This window comes from Pukyongiella litopenaei (assembly GCF_003008555.2).
Taxonomy (GTDB): Bacteria; Pseudomonadota; Alphaproteobacteria; order Rhodobacterales; family Rhodobacteraceae; genus Pukyongiella; species Pukyongiella litopenaei.
Window position 1 is genome coordinate 614,019 of the sequence record NZ_CP027665.1, and the last position, 20,314, is coordinate 634,332.

Annotated in this window: 20 protein-coding genes; 17 read left to right on the plus strand and 3 right to left on the minus strand. The window is 66.6% G+C overall.

Annotated elements, in window-relative coordinates; translation table 11 throughout:
• Positions 1 to 31 precede the first annotated feature (31 nt).
• Positions 32 to 883, minus strand: coding sequence for a cytochrome c oxidase subunit II (gene coxB / locus C6Y53_RS03075; RefSeq protein ID WP_106471079.1), 852 nt, complete (start codon positions 881 to 883; stop codon positions 32 to 34).
• A 194-nt stretch (positions 884 to 1,077) separates the two neighbouring features.
• Here coxB and tldD point away from each other — a divergent pair, with 194 nt between their 5' ends.
• The 3 genes from tldD (at position 1,078) to topA (ending at position 6,507) form a co-directional block, all read left to right on the plus strand.
• Complete coding sequence (tldD, locus tag C6Y53_RS03080) at positions 1,078 to 2,499, plus strand: metalloprotease TldD (protein WP_106471080.1); 1,422 nt, start codon at positions 1,078 to 1,080, stop codon at positions 2,497 to 2,499.
• A gap of 118 nt (positions 2,500 to 2,617) precedes the next feature.
• Entirely contained in the window at positions 2,618 to 3,772 is a 1,155-nt protein-coding gene (gene dprA / locus C6Y53_RS03085; RefSeq protein ID WP_106471081.1) for a DNA-processing protein DprA, read from the plus strand.
• A 182-nt stretch (positions 3,773 to 3,954) separates the two neighbouring features.
• Complete coding sequence (gene topA, locus C6Y53_RS03090) at positions 3,955 to 6,507, plus strand: type I DNA topoisomerase (protein WP_106471082.1); 2,553 nt, start codon at positions 3,955 to 3,957, stop codon at positions 6,505 to 6,507.
• A gap of 39 nt (positions 6,508 to 6,546) precedes the next feature.
• Here the strand turns inward: topA and C6Y53_RS03095 are convergent, their stop codons facing one another.
• Positions 6,547 to 7,143, minus strand: coding sequence for a TetR/AcrR family transcriptional regulator (locus C6Y53_RS03095; RefSeq protein ID WP_106471083.1), 597 nt, complete (start codon positions 7,141 to 7,143; stop codon positions 6,547 to 6,549).
• 65 nt (positions 7,144 to 7,208) lie between these two features.
• On the opposite strand from C6Y53_RS03095, the gene C6Y53_RS03100 reads away from it, so the two are divergent.
• The 3 genes from C6Y53_RS03100 (at position 7,209) to C6Y53_RS03110 (ending at position 9,071) form a co-directional block, all read left to right on the plus strand.
• A complete protein-coding gene (locus C6Y53_RS03100) occupies positions 7,209 to 7,634 on the plus strand; it encodes a VOC family protein (protein WP_106471084.1) in 426 nt (141 codons plus the stop codon).
• Between the two features lie 91 nt (positions 7,635 to 7,725).
• Positions 7,726 to 8,430, plus strand: a complete 705-nt coding sequence (locus C6Y53_RS03105; RefSeq protein WP_106471085.1) for a CoA transferase subunit A — start codon at positions 7,726 to 7,728, stop codon at positions 8,428 to 8,430.
• The gene (locus C6Y53_RS03110; protein ID WP_106471086.1) at positions 8,430 to 9,071 is read left to right on the plus strand and encodes a 3-oxoacid CoA-transferase subunit B; all 642 of its coding nucleotides are present in this window, start codon (positions 8,430 to 8,432) and stop codon (positions 9,069 to 9,071) included. Before C6Y53_RS03105 ends, C6Y53_RS03110 begins: the two co-directional genes overlap by 1 nt.
• A 63-nt stretch (positions 9,072 to 9,134) precedes the next feature.
• Here C6Y53_RS03110 and C6Y53_RS03115 read toward each other — a convergent pair whose 3' ends face one another.
• A complete protein-coding gene (locus tag C6Y53_RS03115) occupies positions 9,135 to 9,953 on the minus strand; it encodes a lytic transglycosylase domain-containing protein (protein WP_106471087.1) in 819 nt (272 codons plus the stop codon).
• Positions 9,954 to 10,291: 338 nt separating this feature from the next.
• Here C6Y53_RS03115 and C6Y53_RS03120 point away from each other — a divergent pair, with 338 nt between their 5' ends.
• The 11 genes from C6Y53_RS03120 to C6Y53_RS03170 all read left to right on the plus strand — a co-directional run bounded on the left by C6Y53_RS03120 (position 10,292) and on the right by C6Y53_RS03170 (position 20,311).
• A complete protein-coding gene (locus tag C6Y53_RS03120; RefSeq protein WP_106471088.1) occupies positions 10,292 to 10,534 on the plus strand; it encodes a hypothetical protein in 243 nt (80 codons plus the stop codon).
• 103 nt (positions 10,535 to 10,637) lie between these two features.
• Positions 10,638 to 10,838, plus strand: coding sequence for a hypothetical protein (locus C6Y53_RS03125; protein WP_106471089.1), 201 nt, complete (start codon positions 10,638 to 10,640; stop codon positions 10,836 to 10,838).
• Between the two features lie 30 nt (positions 10,839 to 10,868).
• Positions 10,869 to 11,726 carry a Flp pilus assembly protein CpaB gene (gene cpaB, locus C6Y53_RS03130; protein ID WP_106471090.1) on the plus strand — a complete coding sequence of 286 codons (858 nt, stop codon included), beginning with the start codon at positions 10,869 to 10,871 and terminating at the stop codon, positions 11,724 to 11,726.
• A 189-nt stretch (positions 11,727 to 11,915) separates the two neighbouring features.
• A complete protein-coding gene (locus tag C6Y53_RS03135; RefSeq protein WP_106471091.1) occupies positions 11,916 to 13,310 on the plus strand; it encodes a type II and III secretion system protein family protein in 1,395 nt (464 codons plus the stop codon).
• A gap of 16 nt (positions 13,311 to 13,326) precedes the next feature.
• Positions 13,327 to 13,971 (plus strand): OmpA family protein, encoded by a 645-nt coding sequence (locus C6Y53_RS03140; protein WP_106471092.1) that lies wholly within the window; start codon positions 13,327 to 13,329, stop codon positions 13,969 to 13,971.
• Between the two features lie 192 nt (positions 13,972 to 14,163).
• On the plus strand, positions 14,164 to 15,405 hold the full coding sequence (locus C6Y53_RS03145; RefSeq protein WP_106471093.1) for a CpaE/TadZ family protein: 1,242 nt from the start codon (positions 14,164 to 14,166) through the stop codon (positions 15,403 to 15,405).
• A 43-nt stretch (positions 15,406 to 15,448) separates the two neighbouring features.
• The gene (locus C6Y53_RS03150; protein WP_106471094.1) at positions 15,449 to 16,888 is read left to right on the plus strand and encodes a TadA family conjugal transfer-associated ATPase; all 1,440 of its coding nucleotides are present in this window, start codon (positions 15,449 to 15,451) and stop codon (positions 16,886 to 16,888) included.
• Positions 16,888 to 17,856: a type II secretion system F family protein gene (locus tag C6Y53_RS03155; RefSeq protein ID WP_106471095.1), complete on the plus strand. Its 969-nt coding sequence runs from the start codon at positions 16,888 to 16,890 to the stop codon at positions 17,854 to 17,856. Before C6Y53_RS03150 ends, C6Y53_RS03155 begins: the two co-directional genes overlap by 1 nt.
• Before the next feature lie 9 nt (positions 17,857 to 17,865).
• On the plus strand, positions 17,866 to 18,834 hold the full coding sequence (locus C6Y53_RS03160) for a type II secretion system F family protein (RefSeq protein ID WP_106471096.1): 969 nt from the start codon (positions 17,866 to 17,868) through the stop codon (positions 18,832 to 18,834).
• Between the two features lie 19 nt (positions 18,835 to 18,853).
• On the plus strand, positions 18,854 to 19,438 hold the full coding sequence (locus C6Y53_RS03165) for a tetratricopeptide repeat protein (protein ID WP_106471097.1): 585 nt from the start codon (positions 18,854 to 18,856) through the stop codon (positions 19,436 to 19,438).
• A 27-nt stretch (positions 19,439 to 19,465) separates the two neighbouring features.
• Positions 19,466 to 20,311: a tetratricopeptide repeat protein gene (locus C6Y53_RS03170; RefSeq protein WP_106471098.1), complete on the plus strand. Its 846-nt coding sequence runs from the start codon at positions 19,466 to 19,468 to the stop codon at positions 20,309 to 20,311.
• Positions 20,312 to 20,314: the final 3 nt, after the last annotated feature.

Genomic DNA, 20,314 nt, shown 5'->3' on the forward strand with positions numbered 1-20,314 from the left:
TCCCGCCGCCCCGGTCCGGGTCAGCCCCGGCTCAGTTCATCGCCACGCGGAACGGCGCGGTCCGGTCGCCGGAGAGGCCGGCATATTCTTCCTTCGCCTGCGCGAGCCATTCGGCATAGGCCTCTTCGCTCACCACCTTGACGGTGATCGGCATATAGGCGTGATCCTTGCCGCAGAGTTCCGAACACTGGCCGAAATAGGTGCCTTCCTTTTCGGCGGCGAACCACAGTTCGGCCAGCCGGCCCGGAACCGCGTCCTGTTTCACGCCGAAGGCGGGGATGGTCCACGAATGGATCACGTCGGCCCCGGTGACCTGCATCACGACGGTCTTGCCCACCGGGATCACCACGGCGGTATCGGTCGCCAGCAGGTATTCATCCTCGGAATACCCGTGCTCGGCCAGTTCTTCCTTTTCGAGCTTGAAGCTCTCGAACCCGAACCCTTCGTCCACATATTCATAGCCCCAGTACCACTGGTAGCCGGTCACCTTGATGGTGATGTCGCCCTCGGGGATTTCCTGCTGCTTGAACAGCACCGGCAGCGAGAACGCCCCGATGAACACCAGGATCACGATCGGAATCACCGTCCACGCCACCTCGAGCGGCGAATTATGAGTGAAGGATGCGGGATTCGGGTTGGTGCGCCGGTTGAAGCGCATGATCACGAACAGCAGCAGCGCGGTCACGAAAACGCAGATCGCGGTGATGATGATCAGGATCAGGTTGTCGAGAAAGTGCAGATCACGGGCAAGTTCGGTGGCGGCGGGCTGGAACCCCATCGCGCCATCCACGGGTTTGCCAATGGATTCAAGACCTTCCTGCGCCGCTGCCGGCAGAGCGGAAAGGGCGGCAAGAAGCCCGGAAAGGGTCAGTGCATTCTTCATGTCGTATCCTGATCGTTAGATCGCGTGTGCTGTCTGGTTCCCGACTCTCAGGGCGCGGGCGCAAACAATCACACTGGCCCCCCGGTTGTCATCGTCGCCGCTAGAAATCATATTCCGACCGGCAGATAAAGAGACATGATAGCGTCACATCGCCGCTTTTTTTGATTTAGATCAACTTTTCGGAGGCTCCCGGCATGCAGGAAACACCCTTTCGGCCTTTTGAAACAGCGCTTCCGATGGACGAGGCGCTGTCGGTTCTGCGCACGGCCACCGACGGCGCCGACGATGGCGAGATCTTTGCCGAGCGCAGCCGGTCCGAGGCGCTGGTCTTCGATGACGGGCGACTGCGCACTGCCAGTTTCGACGCCACCGAGGGTTTCGGGCTGCGCGCGGTGCGCGGCGAAACCACCGGCTATGCCCATTCGACCGAGATGTCGGTGGCGGCGCTGCGGCGGGCGGCCGAAACCGCGCGGCTGGCGGTCGGCGCCGGCGGCGGCGTGGTGGCCGACGCGCCGCCCGCCACCAACCGGCGGCTCTATACCGATGCCGACCCGATCGGCGCCACCGCCTTTCCGGTCAAGGTCGAAACCCTGCACGAGATCGACGCCTTTGCCCGCGGTCTCGACGAACGGGTGGTGCAGGTCTCGGCGACGATTGCCGCCGGGCACCAGGAAATCGAGATCCTGCGCCCCGACGGCACCCATCTGCGCGACGTGCGCCCGATGAGCCGGGTCAACGTCTCGGTGATCGTGGAACGCGACGGCCGGCGGGAAACCGGCAGTTCCGGCGGCGGAGGCCGCACCGGGCTCGACGGGCTGCTGGACCCGGCCGGCTGGCAGGCACAGGTGCGCGAGGCGCTGCGCATCGCGCTGGTCAATCTCGACGCCGAACCGGCCCCGGCCGGCGTGATGGAGGTGGCGCTGGGCCCCGGCTGGCCCGGTATCCTGCTGCACGAGGCCGTGGGCCACGGGCTCGAGGGCGATTTCAACCGCAAGGGCACGTCGGCCTTCGCCGGGCTGATGGGCCAGCGCGTCGCCGCCCCCGGCGTCACCGTGGTCGATGACGGCACCCTGCCCGACCGGCGCGGCTCGATCTCCTTCGACGACGAGGGCACCCCGTCGCGGCGCAACGTGCTGATCGAGGACGGCATCCTGACCGGCTACATGCAGGACCGGCAGAACGCGCGGCTGATGGGGGTCGCGCCGTCGGGCAACGGCCGCCGGCAGGGTCATGCGCATACCCCGATGCCGCGGATGACCAACACGATCATGCTGGGCGGCGACAGCGACCCGGCCGACCTGGTGGCGAGCATGCGCGACGGGATCTGGGCGGTGGGTTTTGGCGGCGGGCAGGTGGACATCACCAATGGCAAATTCGTGTTCTCCTGCACCGAGGCATACCGGGTGAAGGACGGCAGGGTCGGCGCGCCGGTCAAGGGTGCGACCCTGATCGGCGACGGCCCCACCGCGCTGCGGCAGGTGCGCGGGCTGGGCAATGACATGGCGCTGGATCCCGGCATCGGCACCTGCGGCAAGGCCGGTCAGTGGGTGCCGGTCGGCGTCGGCCAGCCGACGGTGCTGATCGGCGGGCTGACCGTGGGCGGCGCGGCCGCCTGACCGCCCCGGCGGGGCCGTTCGCGGGTTTTTCGGAAAATCCTTGCGGAATAGGCGATTATTCACCTGTCATTAACCTCCGCCGCGCTATGCCTGTCCCTGCAATCAGGCGGAGCGGCGGATGACCGGAGAATTCAGTTCTTCCACTCACCCCCAATTCCCACCCACCACGGAAGACGATCGGTTCGCGTGGCTTCGCCTGTTGCGCTCGCGCCGGGTCGGGGTGTCGACCTTTCACCGGTTGATGGCCGATTACGGCACCGCGCAGAACGCGCTGGATGCGCTGCCCGAAGTGGCGCGCGCCGCCGGGGTCCGGGATTATGAACCATGTCCCGCCGGCATCATCGAGGCCGAATTGAAACGGGCAAGGGCCGCGCGTGCGCGGCTCTTGTGCCTCGGCGATCCCGACTATCCCGAGCTGCTGGCCGGCATATCCGATGCGCCGCCCCTGCTCTGGGCGATCGGCGACACCGCGCTGCTGCGCCGCCCCGCGATCGCGCTGGTCGGCGCTCGCAACGCCTCCAGCCTGGGCACGCGCATGGCCCGCAGGCTGGCCCGCGACCTGGGCCAGTCCGGTCATGTGATCGCGTCGGGGCTGGCGCGCGGCGTCGACACCGCCGCCCATATCGGCGCGCTGGCCACCGGCACCGTCGCGGTGATGGCCGGCGGCGTCGATCACGTCTATCCGGTCGAGAACACGCAGCTGGCGCAGGACATCGCCGCCTGCGGGCTGCGCCTGTCGGAACAGCCGATGGGGGTCGAGCCGCATGCCCGTCATTTCCCGCCGCGCAACCGCATCGTGTCGGGCCTGTCCCGCGCGGTCGTGGTGATCGAGGCGGCGGCGAAATCGGGCAGCCTGATCACCGCGCGCGACGCGCTCGACCAGGGGCGCGAGGTGCTGGCGGTGCCGGGCCATCCCTTCGATGCCCGCGCCGCGGGGTGCAACATGCTGATCCGCGACGGCGCGACGCTGGTGCGCGGGGCCGAGGACGTGCTCGCCACCCTGCCCGCGCAGCCGGGACCCGACCCCGCCCCGGCCACGCCGGAGGCGCTGCGCGACCTGCCACCGCCGCCGCCGGAACGCCGCAGCCTGCGCGACACGGCCGGCCTGCATGACATCATCCTTTCGCGGCTGGGCATGGCGCCGGTGCCCGAGGACCAGGTGATCCGCGACCTGTCGCTGACACCCGGCGAGGCGGCGCCGGTGATCGTGGATCTCGAACTGGACGGGCGGATACAGCGCCAGCCCGGCGGCCTGCTGACGCGCAAGGACTGAGCGGCGGGTCGCGCAAGGCTTTCGCGAACCGGCGTTTTTCCCGCGTTTTCAGATGGCTGCAGGATGCCACAGGGCAGCGGACTGGACTGCGGACTGGGCCGCGGATTGACAATCTCCCCTTGCGCCCCACATGTTGCGCCGCCATAGACGCCGCAAATCCCAACCGCGAGGAACTCCGTCCAATGCCCGTCGTCGTTGTCGAATCCCCGGCCAAGGCCAAGACGATCAACAAGTATCTCGGCGATGATTACACCGTGCTGGCCTCCTATGGGCATGTGCGCGACCTGCCGGCCAAGGACGGATCAGTCGACCCCGATGCCGGGTTCTCGATGACGTGGGAGGTCGGCGCCGACAGCCGCAAGCATGTCAAGGCGATCGCCGACGCGCTGAAAGAGGACAATGCCCTGATTCTCGCCACCGACCCCGACCGCGAGGGCGAGGCAATCTCCTGGCATCTGGAAGAGGCGCTGCGCAAGCGCCGGGCGCTGAAGAAGGACACGCCGGTCAGCCGGGTGGTGTTCAACGCGATCACCAAATCCGCCGTCACCGAGGCGATGCGGAACCCGCGCGAGATCGACGCGCCGCTGGTCGAGGCCTACCTGGCACGGCGGGCGCTGGACTACCTGGTCGGGTTCAACCTGTCGCCGGTGCTGTGGCGCAAGCTGCCGGGCGCGCGGTCGGCGGGCCGGGTACAGTCGGTCTGCCTGCGCCTGATCGTCGAACGCGAAATGGAGATCGAGGCCTTCGATCCGCAGGAATACTGGACCGTCAAGGCGACCCTCGCCACCCCGCGCGGGCAGGAATACGAGGCCCGGCTGGTCTCGCTGGCGGGCGACCGGCTCGACAAGATGTCGCTGGGCAACGAAACCCAGGCCGAGATGGCGGTTCAGGCGATTGCCAGCCGCGACCTGACCGTGCAGGCGGTCGAGGCCAAACCCGCCAGCCGCAACCCCGCCCCGCCGTTCATGACCTCGACCCTGCAGCAGGAGGCCAGCCGCAAGTTCGGCATGGGCGCGCGCCAGACGATGAGCGCGGCGCAGCGGCTGTATGAGGCGGGATACATCACCTATATGCGGACCGACGGTATCGACATGGCGCCCGAGGCGGTCAGCGCGGCACGGGAGGCGATCGCCGCGCGCTATGGCGAGGCCTATGTGCCGGGATCGCCGCGGGTCTACAAGAACAAGGCCAAGAACGCGCAGGAGGCGCATGAATGCATCCGCCCCACCGACATGATGCGGGACGCGGGCGAACTGAAGGTGACCGACCAGGACCAGCGCAGGCTCTATGACCTGATCTGGAAACGCACCCTGGCCTGCCAGATGGAGGGCGCGCGGCTGGAACGCACCACGGTCGAGATCGGCAGCGCCGACGGTCAGGTGGGCCTGCGCGCCACCGGTCAGGTGGTGCTGTTCGATGGGTTCCTGCGGGTCTACGAGGAAGGCCGCGACGAGGTCCCGGAGGAGGAGGACGACAAGCGCCTGCCGCAGATCGCCCGCGGCGAAACCGCCGAGAAACGCGATGTCATCCCGGACCAGCATTTCACCCAGCCGCCGCCGCGCTATACCGAGGCGACGCTGGTCAAGAAGATGGAGGAACTGGGCATCGGGCGGCCATCGACCTATGCCAGCATCGTCACCACGATTCAGGACCGCGAATATGTCCGCAAGGACAAGAACCGCCTGATCCCCGAGGACAAGGGCCGTATCGTCACCGTGTTCCTGCTCAATTTCTTCCGGCAATATGTGGGCTACGAGTTCACCGCCAACCTGGAAGAGGAACTGGACGATGTCAGCGCCGGTAAGCGCGACTATCGCAATGTGCTGAACCGGTTCTGGACCGATTTCTCGGCCGCGATCGCGGAAACCAAGGAGTTGCGCAACGCCCGCGTGCTCGACGTGCTGGACGACGCGCTGGCCGACCAGCTCTATCCCCCGCGCGAGGATGGCAGCGACCCGCGGCTCTGCCCGAAATGCGGCACCGGCCAGCTGCATCTGAAATCGTCGCGCACCGGCGGCTTCGTGGGCTGCGGCAACTATCCCGAATGCCGCTACACCCGCCCGATCTCGGGCGAGGGCGCGCAGGGCGAGGAACGGATGCTGGGCGCGGACGGGGATGACGAGATCTGGCTGAAGGCCGGGCGGTTCGGCCCCTATGTGCAGCGCGGCGAACCGACCGAGGACAACAAGAAACCGCCGCGCGCTTCGCTGCCGCGTGGCTGGAGCGCCGCCGACATGGACCTCGACAAGGCGCTGACGCTGCTCAGCCTGCCGCGCGAGATCGGGGCCCATCCCGATGGCGGCACCATCAGCGCCAATTTCGGACGTTTCGGCCCCTACCTGATGCACCAGCTGCCGGACGAGGCCAAACCGGTCTATGCCAATCTCAAGGACCCCAACGACGTGTTCGAGATCGGCATGAACCGGGCGGTCGAACTGCTGGCCGAGAAACGCGCCAATCCGCGCGGCCGGGGCCGTGCCGCCGCCAAGCCGCTGAAGGAACTGGGCGAACATCCCCAGAGCGGCGGGCCGGTGAACGTGATGGATGGCCGCTATGGGCCCTATGTGAAGTGGGAAAAGGTGAACGCCACCCTGCCCAAGGACGTGGAGCCCGACGCGGTCACGATGGAAATGGCGGTGCAGCTGATCGCCGAGAAAGAGGCCAAGAAAGGCACCCGGAAGAAGGCCGGTGCGGCAAAGAAACCGGCAAAGAAGCCCGCCAAGAAAACCGCCTGAGACCGTCCCTGCCTGCGCGCGCGGGCACCGGCACCCGCGTCAGGGGCCGTCCCGCTCCGGGGCAACGGCGGCGATGATCCTGGCCATCGCCGCCTCGAAGGGGGCGGGATCGGCGCCCAGCGATATCGCCAGCGCGGCGCGGTCATAGGCCGCCGACAGCACTTCTGACAGCGCGTCCAGCAGCGCGGCGTCGATGCGCCCGCCCGCGGCCTGCGCCAGGCCGGTGCGCAGGGCCGCCCTGCCCCCGCCGGCATCGATGCGGTCCATTTCCGCGACCCCCAGCACCGCCGGACCGTCGACCAGCAGGAGCCGCGCCCGCCCGGGTTCGGCCATGGCGGCGAAGAAGGCGGAACTGCCCGCCGCCATCGCCCCTGCCCCACCCGGCTGCGCCCCGGCGTCGATGGCGCGGGCGAGATCGCCGGCTTCGGCGGCAACCACTGCGCGGAACAGATCGGCCTTGTCGGCGAAATGATGATAGAGCGCGCCGCGCGTCACCTCGGCCGCACGCACGATTTCCGGCGTCGAGGTCTCGGCATATCCCTTCTCGACGAACAACGCCCGCGCGCAGGCGATCAGCCTGGCCCGCATCGCCGCCCGGCGGTCGGCATTGGGGACGGGTTTCGATTCTTCTTGCATACATACAGCCTGTATGTTTAATGGCACATACATACAGACTGTATGCTTATTGAAAGGAGCGCAAGATGAAACCGACCCAGTATTATCCGGTCATCCAGACCGACGACGTGGCGGGCACCGCCGCCTTCTACCAAGACCATTTCGGATTTCGCCCGGCCTTTGCCGCGGATTGGTATGTGCATTTGCAATCCGCCGCCGATCCGTCGGTGAACATCGCCGTGCTGGACGGGCAGCACGAAACCATCCCCGAACCCGGCCGGGGCACCGCCCGCGGCATCATCCTGAATTTCGAGGTCGCGGATGTGGATGCCGAACATGCGCGGCTGGCGGATGCCGGCCTGCCGATCCTGAAACCGCTCTGCGATGAGGCTTTCGGCCAGCGCCACTTTATCACCGCGGACCCCAACGGCGTGCTGATCGACGTGATCACACCGATCCCGCCCAGCGCCGAATTCGCGGAACAATACCGGGCCGACGCCCTGCCCGCCTGACCCCGGCCCGGCGGCTGCCGCGCGCAATTGACTCTCCCCTGACCCCACGGCACAAGCGGGGCGACCGAACGGATCAGGGGAGATCAATCGTATGAAGAAGGTCTATGGCTCCGCGGCTGAGGCGCTGGACGGGGTGTTGCAGGACGGGATGCTGATCGCGGCTGGCGGGTTCGGGCTCTGCGGTATTCCGGAACTGCTGTTGAATGCGATCAGGGACAGCGGCGTGAAGGACCTGACATTCGCGTCCAACAACGCCGGCGTGGACGATTTCGGCATCGGCATCCTGCTGCAGACACGGCAGGTCAGAAAGATGATCAGCTCTTATGTGGGCGAGAATGCCGAATTCATGCGCCAGTATCTCTCGGGCGAGCTGGAGCTGGAATTCAACCCGCAGGGCACGCTGGCCGAACGGATGCGCGCCGGCGGCTGCGGCATTCCCGGTTTCTACACCAAGACCGGCGTCGGCACCGTGATCGCCGAGGGCAAGGAAGTGAAAAGCTTCAACGGCGAGGATTACATCCTCGAGGAAGGCATCTTTGCCGACCTGTCCATCGTCAAGGCCTGGAAGGCGGACGACACCGGCAACCTCGTGTTCCGCAAGACCGCGCGCAACTTCAACCCGCCCGCCGCCATGTGCGGGCGCGTCTGCGTGGCCGAGGTCGAGGAAATCGTGCCGCGCGGCAGCCTCGATCCCGACATGATCCACCTGCCCGGCATCTATGTGCACCGCCTGATCCAGGGCGAGCACGAGAAACGCATCGAACAGCGCACCGTTCGCAAGAGGGAGGAAGCCTGATGCCCCAAGACATCAAAGGTTGGGACCGCAACCAGATGGCCGCCCGCGCGGCGGAGGAACTCGAAGACGGCATGTATGTGAACCTCGGCATCGGCATCCCGACGCTGGTGGCGAACTATGTGGGCGACAAGGACATCACCCTGCAGTCGGAAAACGGCATGCTGGGCATGGGTCCGTTCCCTATCGAGGGCGAAGAGGACGCGGACCTGATCAACGCCGGCAAGCAGACGATCACGGAACTGTCCCGCACCTCGTATTTCGACAGCGCCACCAGTTTCGGCATGATCCGCGGCGGCAAGATCGCGGCGGCGATCCTGGGCGCGATGGAAGTGGCCGAAAACGGCGACCTGGCGAACTGGATGATCCCCGGCAAGCTGGTCAAGGGCATGGGCGGCGCGATGGACCTGGTCGCGGGCGTCGGCCGTGTCGTGGTGGTGATGGACCACACCAACAAGCACGGCGACAGCAAGGTGCTGAAGGCCTGCACCCTGCCGCTGACCGGCAAGGGCGTGGTCGACCGCATCATCACCAATCTCGGCGTGCTCGACGTGGTCGAGGGCGGGTTGAAGATCGTCGAATGCGCCGATGGCGTGACCGAGGCCGACCTGCGCGCCGCGACCGAGGCGACCATCGTCGGCTGACACCGCCACCACCGATCGCGACGTCCGGGGCAGCGCCCCGGCCGTTTTCGGTTGGCACCGTATTCAGTTCAGGCCGCGAAAGACGCAGCCGTCCGAGATCAGCTCGGGCGGCGTGGCGCACAGGGCGCTGGCGACCCGGAAGGCGGCCAGCACCTTCGGCACATAGCCCCGCGTTTCGGCAAAGGGCGGCACGCCGTCATGGGCGCGCACCGCGCCTTCACCGGCATTGTATCCCGCCAGCGCCAGGATCGGGTCGTTGCCGAACTCGTCCAGCAACCAGTCGATGTATTTCACCCCGCCCGTGATGTTCTGGTCGGGCTGCAGGCGATCGCCGACCCCGAACCGTTGCGCGGTGGCGGGCATCAGCTGCATCAGCCCGGCCGCGCCGGCATGGCTGACCGCGTCGGCCCGGCCCGCGCTTTCGACCGCGATCATGGCCAGCACCAGCGCCGGTGACACGTCGCGCCCCACGGTGGCCCGCAGGATCGGCGTACCATGGGCGCGGGCGATCTCCTGCAACATCTGCAGACGCGGCGCGGCGACACCGCCCGCCGCCCCGGCCAGCGCGTCGAATGCCTGTTGCAACCGGCCCGGCCCGGATGCGTCCAGCGTCGGCGATATCCTGTCCCAGAACCAGTCATGGCCACCGGTGCCGTGTGGCGCCATCGGCTCCGGCGTCACGATCTCGACCGGGGCGCGCGGCAGGAATACGGGCTGTGCCGGGTCGATCTGAACGGTGATGCGGCGCGAGACCCCCGGCGCCGGCGGCTTGACCCGCTTTGCCGAGAATTCGACCCGCACCATCTCGGCGGTGACCGTTGGTGCCGTCATCCCCAGGCAGGCGGCAACCGCCGCGCTTCGCCAGATATCCCGAATGTCCATGCCTGCCCCGGTGCGGTTTCCGCCGTTTCGGACACAACTTAAACGAGAGCTTTCGAAAACCGGCCGCGAAATCTGCCGAAAACCTGTCATTTTCGCCAGAATTGGTGCGTTTCTGCATCTCTTGTGTTTTGGCGGCACAGGTTTTTCCGTTTCTTTTCCTTGTGATAGGTGATTTCCCGGATTTTCCGCCGATTTTGCCCGATCTCCATGATTCCGCCCTGCTGCGGCCACCCGGCAAGGCTTTGATGAAATCACACCGCGAGGGACGGCCCGCAAACCGGTCAACCCGAGGGCGGCGTAGTGAAACCATTATCCTGTATTCCCATGGAGGAAATGACATGTTCAGGTTCATCAGGAATTTCCGCAAGGACGAGGACGGCGCCGTCACGGTGGACTGGGTCGTTCTGACCGCGGCCGTGGTCGCCCTGGCCGGGCTGGCCTATGGCTCGATCAAGACCGGCACCACCGGTCTGACCAGCAAGACCGCGACCTATCTCCAAAGCCAGGAGCCTGGCGCTGCCGGTAACGGCGCAGGCGCTGGTGGCGGTGAAGGTGGCGGCGGGGGTGAGAACCCTGGCTGAACCTGATCGGTCAGCCGGAACGGCAATATTCGAACAGGGCCGCATCCGCATCGTCCGGAAGCGGCCCTGTTTCCTCTCCGGGGGCGGAACGAAAGGATGCGTCATGGACGAAGAATCCGGGCCGTTCATCCGGGATGAGACCGGCGCCATCACCGTGGACTGGGTGGTGGTATCCGCCGCGGCGGTCGGGTTGGCGGCGCTGATCGCGACCACCATGACCGACAACACCGTGGATCTGGGCGACAAGGTTTCGACCCATATGGCGGGGTTCGATTTCGATGCGGACCCCAATGCCGGGGATTGATGCAGGCGGCAAACATCCGGGGGTGACAGGATGCGAGCGATATTCGGACTGGTGCTGATGATCGGCATCGCGCTGGCGGGCGGGGCGGTCTACATGGCCCGCGACTATGTCGGCGCCTATCAGGCGGCACTGGAACAGGAACGCGCCGCGCGCGGCACGGTGGTGCCGACGGTGCAGGTCATGGTGGCCAAGCGGCCGCTGGGCTACGGTGAAACGCTGACCCGCGACGCGGTGCGCGCCGTCGCCTGGCCCGAGAACGCGGTGCCCGAGGGCAGTTTCACCGACATCGCCGCGCTGTTTCCCGAAGGCCGCGACAAGGACCGGGTGGTGCTGCGCGCGATGCAACCCGACGAGGCGATCATGGCGCTGAAGGTGACCGCGCCCGGCGAAGACGCGGGCATCACCTCGCGCCTGAAAAAGGGTATGCGCGCCTTTGCCATCCGGGTCGACGTGGCCTCGGGCGTCTCGGGGTTCCTGCGCCCCGGCGACAGGGTCGATGTCTACTGGACCGGCAATGTCAACAACGCGATCGAAGGCGCCCGCGGCGAGGTCACCCGGCTGATCCTGCCGGCGGTGGAACTGATCGCCATCGACCAGGTGGCCGGGCGCGATGTCGAGGGCACGATGATCGCCCGCACCGTCACCGTGACCGCCAGCCCCGAACAGGTAGCGGCGCTGGCCCAGGCGCAGACCACGGGGCGGCTGTCGCTGGCGCTGGTGGGCGCGGGCGACGACACCATCGCGTCGGTGATCGAGGTCAACCAGCGCAAGCTGCTGGGGCTCGGCGACGTTCAGCGGGCGCCGGAAAAGGTTAAGAAACGGGTCTGCACCATCCGCACGCGGCGCGGGGCCGAAGTGATCGATATTCCGATCCCCTGCAGAAAGTGACGCAACTTCAGGTTGTTACGAGCCACCCGAGCCGCCACCGAATCGCCGCATAACCACATCTGTTGCGGGTTTTCAACATAAATTCGTTAACGTAACCCATTGATTATTGCATAGCTTTCAATTCCTGACAGAATCCTGCCAAACGGGCAAAGACCCGGTTCCAACGATTGCGGATTGAGGCGGAAAGCAATGACAGGCAGAGGATTGAGGCTGATCCTGCTGGGGCTCGCGCTGGCGGTTTCTCCCATAGCGTGTGCAACGCAGGCCCAGGGCGTGCGCGAGGTCAAGAAAGGCGTGTCGGCCACGCTCGACGTGGCGATGAACCGGGCGACGGTGGTCGAAAGCGACGTGGCCTTTGCCGAGCTCAGCATCGCCAATCCGGGCATTGCCGACATCTCGTCGCTGTCCGACCGGTCGATCTATGTGCTGGGCAAGGCGCCGGGGATGACCACGCTGACCCTGCTGGACGCAACCGGCGACCTGATCACCAATGTCGAGGTGCGCGTCGCCCCCGACGTGGCCGAGTTCAAGGAACGGCTGCGGCAGATCCTGCCCGGCGAACCGATCGAGGTGCGCACCGCCAATGACGGCATCGTGCTGTCGGGCGTGGTGTCCAGTTCGGTCAAGCTGCAGCGCGCGCTGGACCTGGCGGTGCGCTATGCCCCTGACCGGGTGTCCAACCTGATGAGCGTGGGCGGCGTGCAGCAGGTGATGCTGAAGGTCCGGTTCGCGGAAATGCAGCGGTCGGTTTCCAAGTCGCTGAGTTCGTCGGTCACCCTGCGCGGCACCGATGTCATCGCCGAGACCGGCACCTGGCTGCAGAACAACAACGGCCTGGGCAAGCCGATCAAGGTCGGCGGCCTCGCCAACAGCGCCGTTGCCTTTCAGTTCGGCGCCGGTTCGGTCCAGATCGGCATTCTGCTCGAGGCGCTGGAGAGCAAGGGGCTGATCCGCACCCTGGCCGAACCCAACCTGACCGCGCTGTCCGGGCAGGAGGCCAAGTTCCTGGCCGGCGGCGAATACCCGATCCCGGTGGCGCAGGAGGACGGGCTGTTCTCGGTCGAATACAAACCCTTCGGGATCGAGCTGAACTTTGTCCCGCGGGTGGTGGACGCGAAGGTCATCAACCTTGAACTGAACGCCGCCGTATCGTCGATTGACCCGTCGAATTCGGTCAATATCAACGGGTTCAACGTCGATGCCTTCGCCCGGCGCGAAACCTCGACCACAGTCGAGATGCGCGACGGCGAAAGCTTTGCCATCGCCGGGCTGATCGAGGACGAGTTCATGGACAACAATTCGCAGGTTCCCTGGCTGGGCGACGTGCCGGTGCTGGGCGCGCTGTTCCGCAGCGCCGATTACCAGCGCAACCAGTCCGAACTGGTGATCGTGATCACCGCGCACCTGGTCACGCCGACCCGCGGCGAGGCGCTGGTGCTGCCCACCGACCGGATCCGCCCGCCGAGCGAAAACCAGCTGTTTCTCTATGGCAGGCTGAGCCAGGACGACCATCCCGGCGGCCATGCCGCACAAGAAGTGGCGCGGCAGGATTTCGGCGGCTCCTACGGCTATGTGATGGACTGAAACGGAGGGCGGACCCATGTATCGGAAAGCAGCGACCATCATTCTCGCGGCCTGTATCGCAGCCTGTATCGCGGCCTGCAGCCAGGAGGCCGGACAGGGGATCGCGGCGGACAGTTTCGGCGATGCCACGCGCAACAATACCGGCGTGATGAGCGGTGCCCGCGAATATGGCCTGAACCTGGGCCGGCGGTTTGCCCGCGAGGTGCCCGCCACCATCAACTTTGCCTTCAACAGCGCCCTCCTCGATGCCGGGGCGCGGCAGGTGCTCGACCGGCAGGCGGACTGGATCCGGCAGTTCCCCGAGGTGCGGTTCCGCGTCTACGGCCATACCGACATGGTCGGCAGCGCCGGTTACAACCAGTCGCTGGGCCTGCGGCGGGCGCAGGCGGCGGTGGCCTATCTGGGCGCCCGCGGCATCGACCGGTCGCGGCTCGAGGCGGTGGTGTCCTATGGCGAAACCCGCCCCGTGATCGACACCTCGGCCCCCGAGCGCCGCAACCGCCGCACGGTCACCGAGGTATCGGGGTTCGTGGCCTCCCATCCGACCATCCTGGACGGCAAATATGCCAGCGTGGTCTATCGCGAATACGTTGCCAGCGCGGTGCCGCCCTCGAAGCTGACGGGATATGCCGATACCGGCGGGTTCTCGTCCGGCGACTGAGGGGGCGGGGGTGCGGACAGATGCCCGGAAAATGCGGAAATCCCGTCATGATGCCGCCCCAATTCACCATCAGAATGGATGCCCAAGGCGCAGGTCCGTGGACCGGCGCCATCGGTGGCGGCACGACGGCCACCGGGTGCGGATCCTGTCCGTGACCCGGCCTGCCCCGCGCCGCCCGAAAGGGTGTGGGCAATGAGCGCGATACCGCAGCAGTCGTCTTCGACGCCGATCCGGGCCTGTACGATCAGCCGGGACGTGCAGAATTTCGACCTGCTGATCGAGGACATGGAAGCCGCGATGGGCGAAAGCTGGGGCGATCTCGGGTTCGACGAGGCACTGGCCTTCTTTGCCCAGCCCGAAGCGGATGCGCTGGAATTCGTGGCGATGGCGCTCGACAAGCGCGATGAGAGCGACGACATGCTGGCCCTGATGGGCGAGATCATCGCCGGGGCCAGCGCGCGCGACATCCGGGTGGTGCTGATCGCCGAGGACGTGACACCGGCCGCGCTGCACCGGCTCTTGCGCCGGGGCGCCGATGAATTCATCCCCTACCCTCTGCCGGAAAACGAACTGGCGGCGGCGATCGAGCGGCTGAATCGCCCCGATCCCCCGCCGGCGCCCGCCGGGACGCCCCAACTCGATCCGGGTGCCGCGAAAGAGGCGGCGCTGATCGTGGTGCAGGGGCTGGCGGGCGGCGCCGGCGCGACCACGCTGGCGGTGAACCTGGCCTGGGAACTCGCGGCGCTGGACGGGGACAGGCACCCGCGCGTCTGCCTGATCGATCTCGACCTGCAATACGGGTCGGTTTCGACCTATCTCGACCTGCCGCGCCGCGAAGCGGTGATGGAGCTGCTGACCGACAGCGAAACCGCCGATGACGACCTGTTCGCCCAGGCGCTGCAGAGCTTTCGCGACCGCCTGCAGGTGCTGACCGCGCCGCCCGACATGGTGCCGCTCGATTTCGCCGCGCCCGAGGACATCCAGCGCCTGATCGACAAGGCGCGGCGGCATTTCGACTACGTCGTGATCGACATGCCCTCGACCCTGGTGATGTGGTCGGAAACCGTGCTGCAGGCGGCCCATGTGTTCCTCGCGCTGATCGAACTCGACCTGCGGTCGGCGCAGAACACGCTGCGGCTGAAACGCGCGCTGCAATCCGAGGATCTGCCGTTCGGCAAGCTGCGCTTTGCCCTGAATCGCGCGCCGCGCTTCACCGACCTGGCCGGCAAGAGCCGTGTCCGGCGCATGGCCGAGAGCCTGGACATCTCCATCGACCTGCTGCTGCCCGATGGCGGTCGCCCGGTGGCGCAGGCCTGCGATCACGGGCTGCCGCTGGCCGATTGCGCCGCCAAGAACCCGCTGCGCCGGGAAATCGCCCGGCTGGCCCGGTCGCTGCACGACCTGGGCCGCCGCAACGAGGCCGAAGCCGCCTGAGCAACCGCCTGAGCAACCACCTGACCGGACAAGGGGGACCGGGATGTTTTCACGCTACCGCAAATCCGGGCCCGCCGCCGTCAATCCACCGGGCGGGGCCGTCGAAACGGCGCCGCCGCCGGACCAGCCCGAGACCGGCGTCAGCCTGCGCAAGCCGATGCCCCGCAAGCCCGCCGAAACGGCGGTGTCCGACAAGGACCGCAAGCGCAAGGAACGCATGGGCGAGATCAAGACCGAACTGCACCGGTCGCTGCTGGACAATCTCAACCTCGCCGCCCTCGAACATGCCTCCGAGGCGGAACTGCGCAACGAAATAGGCACGATCGCGGGCGAGTTGCTGGAAGAAAAGAACATCGTCCTGAACCGCGAGGACCGGCAGACGCTCAACAAGGAACTGTATGACGAGGTCACCGGGCTGGGGCCGCTGGAAACGCTGCTGCAGGACGACAGCGTGAACGACATCCTGGTCAACGGCCCGCAACAGGTTTTCGTCGAACGCGCGGGCAAGCTGGAACTCAGCGGCGTGACCTTCCGCGACGAAAAGCACCTGTTGCGGATCATCGACAAGATCGTGTCGGCGGTGGGCCGCCGGGTCGATGAATCGAACCCCTATGTGGACGCGCGGCTGGCGGACGGCTCGCGGTTCAACGCCATGGTGCCGCCGATTGCGGTGGACGGGTCGCTGGTGTCGATCCGCAAGTTCAAGAAGGACAAGCTGGGCATCGACGACCTGGTGGGCTTTGGCGCGTTCAGCGAGGAAATGGCCGCCTATCTGCAGGCGGCGGTGGCGACGCGGCTGAACGTGATCGTGTCGGGCGGCACCGGGTCGGGCAAGACCACCACGCTGAACGCCCTGTCGTCCTTCATCGACAATGCCGAACGGATCCTGACCATCGAGGACACCGCCGAGCTCCAGTTGCAGCAGGTGCATGTGGGCCGGATGGAAAGCCGCCCGCCCAATGTCGAGGGCAAGGGCGAGGTTTCCCCCCGCGACTGCCTGAAGAACGCGCTCAGGATGCGCCCCGACCGGATCATCGTCGGCGAAACCCGCGGCGAGGAAGTGATCGACATGCTGCAGGCGATGAATACCGGCCATGACGGGTCGATGACCACGATCCACGCCAACAGCGCCCGCGACGGGATCTCGCGGCTGGAAAACATGATTGCCATGGCCGGGATCGAAATGCCGATCAAGGCGGTGCGCAGCCAGATCGCCAGCGCGGTGAACCTGATCGTGCAGGCCAGCCGGCTGCAGGACGGATCGCGCCGGATGACCTCGGTGACGGAAATCACCGGCATGGAGGGCGACGTGATCTCGATGCAGGAGATCTTCCGGTTCCAGCGCACCGGGCTGACGCCCGAGAACAGGATCGTCGGCCATTTCACCGCGACGGGCGTGCGCAGCCACTATGCGGAACGGTTCCGCATGTGGGGCTATGACCTGCCGCCCGGGATCTACGAACCGACCACGGGGGCAGGCTGATGCAGCTGAGTGCCGAACCGCTGATCTATGCGCTGATCTTCGTCGGCGTGCTGGTGCTGGTCGAAGGGCTCTACCTCGTGGCCTTCGGCAAATCGATCAGCCTCAATTCCCGCGTCAACCGCCGGCTGGACATGCTCGACAGGGGCACCGGCCGCGAACAGGTGCTGGAACAGCTGCGCAAGGAAATGCGCCAGCACATGAAATCGCGGTCGATCCCGCTCTATTCGCTGCTGGCGGACAAGGCGCAGAAGGCGGCGATCGCCTTTACGCCGAAACAGCTGATCGGGATCATGGCCGGCGTCTCGGCGATCGCCTTTGCCGGGCTGACCATCGGCACCCAGACCGACACGCAGCTGCGCGTGTTGCTGTCGGTCGTGATCGGGGTCGGCGGCGTCTATGTCTGGATCAACTCCAAGGCCAGGAAACGGATGGCGATGCTCGAGGAGCAACTGCCCGACGCGGTCGAACTGATGGTGCGCAGCCTCAAGGTCGGTCATCCGTTTTCGTCCGCCGTCTCGATCGTGTCCCGCGAAATCGAAGATCCGCTGGCGACCGAGTTCGGCATCATCGCCGATGAAAGCGCCTATGGCCGCGACATCGGAGAGGCGCTCAACGAGATGGCGGAACGGCTGGACATGCAGGACCTGCGATTTCTGGCGGTGGCGGTGACGATCCAGCAGCAATCGGGCGGCAACCTGGCCGAGATCCTCGAAGGGCTGGCCCGCGTGATCCGCGCCCGGTTCCGGCTGTTCCGGCGCGTCAACGCGATCACCGCCGAGGCCAAGTGGTCGGGCAAGTTCCTGTCGGGGTTCCCGCTGTTCTGCCTGGTGATGATCCTGGTCAACGACCCCGGCTACTACGACGAGGTGGTCGACCACGCGTGGTTCATCCCGGCCTGTTTCGTGGTCGGCATCCTGCTGACCGCCAATCTTTTCGTCATGCGCATACTGACCAACATCAAGGTCTGAGGGGGCATCATGGATATGATCGGGCAATTCATCGCGCCGCTGGGCAGTTTCGGACCGCTGATCCTGATGGGCGGCGCCGGGCTGGCGCTGGCCCTGGTCGCGACGGTGCTGCTGCTGAACCAGCCCGAGGATCCGCTGAAGAAACTCGGGCGCGCGCAGATGCCGGCGGCGGATACGGCCGGGCGCAAGGAGCAACTGCGCCAGGCGGGGCGCAACGAACAGCTGGAGAAATTCGCCACCTTCCTCGAACCCCAGAGCGCCGAGGAACTGTCGGCGGTGCAGCTGAAACTGCGCCAGGCGGGTTATCAGTCCAAGGACGCGGTGCGCATCTACCACTTTGCCCAGTTCGCGCTGGGGATCGCCGGGCTGGCGGCCGGGGTCGCCTATGTGATGCTGCAGGGCGGCGGCGAGGCATTCGCCCCGCGCGAGATGGCCATCCATGTGATCGGTGCGGGCGGCGCCGGGTATTTCCTGCCGAAATACTGGGTCACGCGCCGGGTCGAGGAACGCAAGGAGGCGATCACCCAGGGCTTTCCCGACGCGCTGGACATGATGCTGGTCTGCGTCGAGGCGGGCCAGTCGCTGGACCAGTCCATCGTGCGCGTGGCGCGCGAACTGCGCGCCTCCTACCCCGATCTCGCCGACGAGTTCGAGATCGTCGCCCACGAGATGAAGGCGGGCAAGGAAAAGGCCACCGTGCTGCGCGATCTCGGCACCCGCTGCGGGGTTCAGGACGTGTCGTCCTTTGTCACGGTGATGATCCAGTCGGCCAGTTTCGGCACCTCGATCGCCGATGCGCTGCGGGTCTATTCCAGCGAAATGCGCGACAAACGCGTGATGCGCGCCGAAGAAGCCGCCAACAAGCTGCCGACCAAGATGACGCTGGCCACGATGATGCTGACGGTGCCGCCATTGCTGATCATCCTGGTGGGCCCGTCGGCCAATGGCATCGCCAATCTGGGCGGAATGAGCAACTAGCAGGGGAAAGGCCGGGGGCGTGACAGGGCTGGATCGGCGGGCAGGCGCGCGGAGGACATGGCTGGGCTTCGGCATCCTTGCGCTGGCGGCGGCGCTGGCGGGATGTGCGCCGCGGGTCGCGGACGGCCCACACGCGCCCGGTGTGGATCCGCGCGGCACGGCGGTGGATGGCGAGATCGTCGGCGGGCGGCTGCTCGAGGCGGGCGAATATGCGCTGGCCACCGACGCGTTCACCCGCGCCGCGCTCAACAGAGGCATGACGCCCGAGATCCTGACCGGGCTGGGCACCGCCGCCTTGGGCCAGGGCAGGCTGGGACAGGCCGAAACCATCCTGCGCCGTGCCGTTGCCGCCGATCCCTCGTATCCGGCGGCCTGGAACAACCTGGGCGTGGTGCTGATGGAACGCGGCATGTATCCCGAGGCTGAGCAGGTGTTCCGCCGCGCCTTTGCCGCCGATGCCGGACGGGACGGCGCAATACGGGAAAATCTCATTCACGCTACCGCTAAGGTTGAAAATCCTGCCGAAACAGGGCAGGATCAGGCAAAATACACGCTGGTCAGGCAGGGCGGCGGCAGCTGGCGGCTGCAGGACACCGGCGGATGAGGGCAAGAGCAGCAGAGGACGCATCCCATGCGCCATCCGGCATTCATCTCCGCGCTGGTTGCGGCGCTGGCGCTTGGCGCCTGCACCGGAAAGGATGAGGAAACGGTCGACCGCACCATCAAGGATCTGAACGTCATCGACGAGGCCAACCTCAATGACGTGATGCTGACGGTGGCCGATGCCGACGAGGCGGTGAACTATTTCAGCCGCGCGGTCGCCGGCAACCCGGACCGGATCGACCTGCGCCGCGGGCTGGCGCAATCGCTGGTTCGTTCGGGCCGCAACACCGAAGCGGTCGCCGCCTGGACCAGGGTCGCGGCAATGCCCGGCGCGACGGCATCGGACAAGGTCGACCTCGCCGACGCGCTGATCCGCACCGGCAGCTGGTCCAGGGCGGAAAAGACGCTCGCAGCCGTGCCGCCCACCCATGAGACCTTCAAACGCTACCGGTTGGCGGCGATGGTGGCCGATGCCAACGAAGAATGGGACAAGGCGGACGATTTCTATGAAACCGCGATCGGGCTGACCACCCGCCCCGCGGGCGTGATGAACAACTGGGGCTATTCGCTGCTGTCCCGCGGCGATTATGCCAGGGCGGAACGGCTGTTTTCCGATGCGATCCGGCAGGATGCGTCGATGTTCACCGCCAAGAACAACCTGGTGATGGCACGCGGCGCGCAGCGCAACTATGCCCTGCCGGTGGTGCCGATGTCACAGACGGAACGGGCGCAGCTGCTGCACACGATGGCGCTGTCGGCGGTGAAGCAGGGCGACGTCAAAACCGGCGAGGGCCTGCTGCGCGAGGCGATCAGCACCCACCCGCAGCATTTCGAGGATGCGGTGCGCGCGCTGCGGGCGCTGGAAACCGGCTGAGCG